This window comes from Streptomyces phytophilus (assembly GCF_013870535.1).
Lineage (GTDB): Bacteria > Actinomycetota > Actinomycetes > Streptomycetales > Streptomycetaceae > Streptomyces > Streptomyces phytophilus.
Genome location: NZ_JACBXC010000487.1, coordinates 1 through 4,236 on the forward strand (window position 1 = coordinate 1; position 4,236 = coordinate 4,236).

General features: G+C 71.3%; 5 protein-coding genes and 1 tRNA gene. 2 read left to right on the forward strand and 4 right to left on the reverse strand.

Going from position 1 to position 4,236, the window contains the following annotated elements:
• Positions 1-1,072 (reverse strand): alkaline phosphatase D family protein (locus H5J30_RS19765; protein ID WP_258563419.1); only part of this gene is annotated, 1,072 nt, incomplete at its 3' end.
• Between the two features lie 244 nt (positions 1,073-1,316).
• Between H5J30_RS19765 and H5J30_RS19770 the strand changes: the two genes are divergently transcribed.
• The gene (locus tag H5J30_RS19770) at positions 1,317-1,469 is read left to right on the forward strand and encodes a hypothetical protein (protein WP_181788741.1); all 153 of its coding nucleotides are present in this window, start codon (positions 1,317-1,319) and stop codon (positions 1,467-1,469) included.
• On the opposite strand, the gene H5J30_RS19775 is transcribed toward H5J30_RS19770, so the two are convergent.
• Complete coding sequence (locus tag H5J30_RS19775) at positions 1,456-2,043, reverse strand: CGNR zinc finger domain-containing protein (protein ID WP_181788742.1); 588 nt, start codon at positions 2,041-2,043, stop codon at positions 1,456-1,458. The two genes, H5J30_RS19770 and H5J30_RS19775, sit on opposite strands and share 14 nt — an antisense overlap.
• 179 nt (positions 2,044-2,222) lie before the next feature.
• Positions 2,223-2,636 (reverse strand): SsgA family sporulation/cell division regulator, encoded by a 414-nt coding sequence (locus H5J30_RS19780; RefSeq protein ID WP_018836768.1) that lies wholly within the window; start codon positions 2,634-2,636, stop codon positions 2,223-2,225.
• Between the two features lie 355 nt (positions 2,637-2,991).
• Between H5J30_RS19780 and H5J30_RS19785 the strand changes: the two genes are divergently transcribed.
• Positions 2,992-3,063, forward strand: a tRNA-Val gene (locus tag H5J30_RS19785).
• An 81-nt stretch (positions 3,064-3,144) separates the two neighbouring features.
• Here the strand turns inward: H5J30_RS19785 and H5J30_RS19790 are convergent.
• Complete coding sequence (locus H5J30_RS19790; protein ID WP_181788743.1) at positions 3,145-3,873, reverse strand: exonuclease domain-containing protein; 729 nt, start codon at positions 3,871-3,873, stop codon at positions 3,145-3,147.
• Positions 3,874-4,236: the final 363 nt, after the last annotated feature.

Sequence of the window (4,236 nt, forward strand, 5' to 3'; positions counted from 1 at the left end):
CCACATGGACGCGGGCGCGGGTGGCGACGGGGGCGCCGGGGCTGGAGACGTGGGAGACGACGCGGTAGTCGGTGCGCCAGCTCTCGCGGGTCACCTCGCAGACGCCGTAGCCGCGCTGGACGTTGTGGAACTTCATGTGCGGGTTCTCCTGGAGCCAGACCCTGCCCCACTCGTCCTGGTCCGAGCCGTTGCCGCCCGAGCTGACGGAGGTGCCGAGGAACTCGACGCCGACGGTGGCCGAGGCGGGGTCGTCGAAGTCGTGCTTGAGGTCGGCGGCCACGCTGCGGTGGGCGTCGCCGGTGACGACGACGAAGTTGCCGATGCCGCGCTTCTCCACGCCGTCGAAGAGGCGCTGCCGCGCGGCGGCGTAGCCGTCCCAGGTGTCCATGCCGAACGCCTGCTCGATGCCCTCGGCGGAGTCGCCCTGCATGGTCATGATCTGGTTGGCCATCACGTCCCAGGTGGTACGCGACCGGGTGAGCCCGTCGAGCAGCCACGCCTCCTGCTCGGCGCCGAGCATGGTGCGCTCCGGATCCAGCCGCTCGTCGCAGTCGAACTGCCGCCCGTCGCCGCACGCCTGGTTGTCGCGGAACTGGCGGGTGTCGACGACGTGGAACTGGGCGAGCGTGCCGTAGGGCAGCCGGCGGTAGAGCTGCATGTGCGGGCCCGCCGGCAGGGAGGAGCGGCGCAGCGGCAGGTTCTCGTAGTACGCCTGGAAGGCGGCGGCGCGCCTGGCCTCGAACTCGGCGCCGCCGACGTCGTCGCCGTCGAGGCCGTCGGCCCAGTTGTTGTCGACCTCGTGGTCGTCGAGCACCACGATCCAGGGGTGGGCGGCGTGTTCGGCCTGAAGGTCGGGGTCCCGCTTGTACTGGCCGTAGCGCACCCGGTAGTCGGCGAGCGAGTGGATCTCGCCGGCGGGCAGGTGGCCGCGGCCGATGGTGCCCTGGGCGCCGCCCTCGTAGATGTAGTCGCCGAGGTGGACGACGACGTCGACGTCCTCCTCGGCGAGGTGGCGGTGGGCGGTGAAGTGGCCGTCGGGGTAGTTCTGGCAGCTGACGAAGGCGAAGGCCATCGAGGAGAGGGCGGCGTCCGCGGCGGGGGTCCGGCTCCGGGGACGAGGACTTCTCCGATATCGAGGCGATCTTGAAGAAGCACGGAATCTGACGCTGCGGGCCCACCGAACTACCCTGCGCAGCCGCCAAGTCGACGTCCGCCGACAGAAACCGATCAAGCACGGCCGATCTTCGTGAACAGGCCGGGTTTTCCTGGCGTGTTGCCCACTCGGGCATGCGGGCCTGCGCAATTATCTGCGCGAGATGAACGATCACACGCGCGCACCGCGGCCTCCCGCCCCTGCCGAGCCCCGCGGCTGCCTCTTCGCCCTGTCCCAGCCGCCGTTGATGCTCTTCCTCACCGTCGTGGGCGGGCTGATCTTCGGCACCTCGGTCTACGACCTCATCGGCTGGTGAGCGCCGCCCCGCCGGCCGCCGCCTCGCGCTGCCGCGCGCGGTACGCCGCCACGTGCAGCCTGTTGCCGCAGGTGCGGCTGGAGCAGTAGCGGCGGGACCGGTTGCGCGAGTAGTCGACGAACGCCCGGCCGCAGTCCGGCGCCTCGCAGCGGCGCAGCCGCTCGCGCTCGCCGGCGACGACGAGGAACGCGAGGGCCATTCCGCCGTCCGCGGCCAGGTGTTCGGCGACGGAGGCGCCGGGCGCGAAGTAGTGCACGTGCCACTCGTAGCCGTCGTGGTCCGTGAGCTGCGGTGTGGTCCCGGCGGCGGCCACGATGGCGTTGAGCCGCTCCGCGGCCGCCCGGTCGTCCGCGGCGGCGAAGACGGCCGAGAGGTCGTTCCGTACGGCCCGGACGGCGGCCACGTCGGAGCGGCAGAGCGCTTCGAGGCCGCTGATCCCGTGCTCGTCGACGAATCCCTGGAGCGCCCCCACGTCCACCAGCGCGTCCGCTTCCCCGCCCCCGTCCCCGGTGTCCGTGTTCAAAAGCGCCACGACGATGTCGAGCGCGCACCGGGTGTCGTGATTGATCAGCACCGTTCCGCTCCCCTGGTCGGGCCGCGCGTTCCCCTGGTCGGTCCGACGCCGACTCTAGCCAAAACGTGACACCGCCGTCGCCCACGGTGGAACGACGGCGGTGCCTGGTGCGGTTGTCCGGTTGCGGTCCGGCCGTCTCCCCGAGGCTGACGGCTACGGACGGTGAGGTCGTACGGGCTTCAGCTCTCCGCGAGGATGTGCGAGAGCTCGGTGTCGAGGTCGAAGTGGCGTGGCTCCGTCCCGGGCGGCACGGCGGCGTCCGTGCGCTTCAGGAAGGACTCCAGCGCCCGCGCGGGTGCTTCGAGCAGTGCCTCGCCCTCGGGCGAGCTGAGGGCGATGCAGACGACGCCCTGGCCGTGGCTTCTGGATGGCCAGACGCGGACGTCGCCGGTGCCGGTCGGGCGGTGGAGCCCTTCGGCGAGGAGGTCGCGGGCGAACACCCATTCGACCGTCTCTTCTGCGCCCGTGTGGAAGGTGGCGTGCACGGCGTAAGGATCCGCGGTGTCGTACCGCAGACCTGCGGGGACAGGCAGGGAAGACTCGCTCGACACAACGAGGCGCAGGTGCAGCTCGCAGCTGACCGTGTGGTTCATAAGCGCCAGGGCCTTTCGCTCAGTGTGCGCTCGGGGATTCGCACGTCGGCGAAGTCGACATGCCACCTACCGGGGCGTTGTAAACCCCTCTGACTGTTTTGTGATGTTTTTCGTAGTTCGTCCGGCCTAGTGAGGCTTGTCGCAGCGGGGCCGTTCCGGTGAACTCTGGGGCGCGGATAGTTTGGGCTCTCTGGATGCGGAGAGTAACGAGAATCGGGCGCGGTGTGACGGAGGCGCGCGGAGGGTGCGTACACGGGGATGCTCACTCCGGGTGACTCCGGCCCCGCCCCGGCAACGGGTTTGAACGGCAACCCCACCGCCCTGTATGGTTCTGACCGCGCCACCAAGGTGCTCCGGGCGATTAGCTCAGGGGGAGAGCGCTTCGTTCACACCGAAGAGGTCACTGGTTCGATCCCAGTATCGCCCACAAGACGAAGGCGACCTGCGTCTGCGGAAAGCGCGGACACGGGTCGCCTTCGCCGTTGCTGCGCGGCTCCCGGCACCGCGGTCAGGCCACCGTCGCCAGGCCGCTCGTGCGCAACGGCCAGGCCGGGTCGCAGCGTTCGGCCGAGCCCGTGTGCGCGAACCACGCCGTCAGGCCCCGCGCCTGCGCGCCGTGCCACACCGCCTGCCGCGTGTGCAGTTCCGGCGCGCTCAGGTCCCCCAGCCGGTCCGCGTGGCGCTGTCCGATGGCCCGTACGAGGCGCAGCGCCGCCGTCGCGTCCGCGCCCGCCTCGTGGGTGCCGGACAGCTCCACGCCGTACTGCTCGCACAGCGCCGTGAGCGTGCGGCGGCCCTTGCGGTAGCGGTCGAGGTGCCGGTCGAGCACCAGCGGGTCCAGCACGCACAGCGGTGCGCCGCCGAGGTACTTCGGCAGCGACGAGGCGCGGTGCCGGCGTAACTCGCGGTCCAGCAGCGTCAGATCGAACGGGGCGTTCATCACCACCAGCGGCACGTGGCTCGCGCACTGTGCCGCCAGCGCCTTGCCGACCTCCTCCATCACCGGCGCCGGCCACCGGCCCAGGCGCTGCAGATGCGGCAGCGTCAGCCCGTGGACGGCGGTGGCCGCGGCCGGGATCTCCACGTCGGGGGAGACGAGCCACGACGTACAGCGGGGCGGCGAGGTGATGTGGGGCTGCACGACGACGGCTGCGGAGAGTATCCGGTCGCGTTCCACGTCCACGCCGGTGGTCTCGGTGTCGAAGGCCGCGAGCGGCCCCTCGTACCAGAGCGTCATCAGCCCAACTCCCTGGACGTTTACGGTCGGTGGGGTCGGTCCCATCCGACCGGGTGATACCCGCAACACCCCTCATTCGAACAATGGTTGTTTGGCGGAGAGTCGGCGCGGTGACAACAGAGAGTGAGGGCCGGGTACGCCTCGGCCGCCCGTGGCGGGGCCGGCCCCCGTCACCTACCGACAGTGTGTGGAAGGCAGTTGGGCCATGGCCCTCACCCGGTCGACACGGCACGGCCCGCTCCCCGAGCGGGCCGCGCCGCGGCGCGACCCCCGTGCCGTGGCGGCGTTCTCCCGAGCGGGCCGCGCCGCGGCGCGACCCCCGTGCCGTGGCGGCGTCCGGGGGAACGCCGATCGGCCCTCCGC

What these genes read in the sequence shown, in the direction of transcription:
- H5J30_RS19770 (WP_181788741.1), top strand. Translation starts at nt 1,317, where the DNA reads ATGAACGATCACACGCGCGCACCGCGGCCTCCCGCCCCTGCCGAGCCC.
- H5J30_RS19780 (WP_018836768.1), bottom strand. Translation starts at nt 2,636, where the DNA reads ATGAACCACACGGTCAGCTGCGAGCTGCACCTGCGCCTCGTTGTGTCG.
- H5J30_RS19790 (WP_181788743.1), bottom strand. Translation starts at nt 3,873, where the DNA reads ATGACGCTCTGGTACGAGGGGCCGCTCGCGGCCTTCGACACCGAGACC.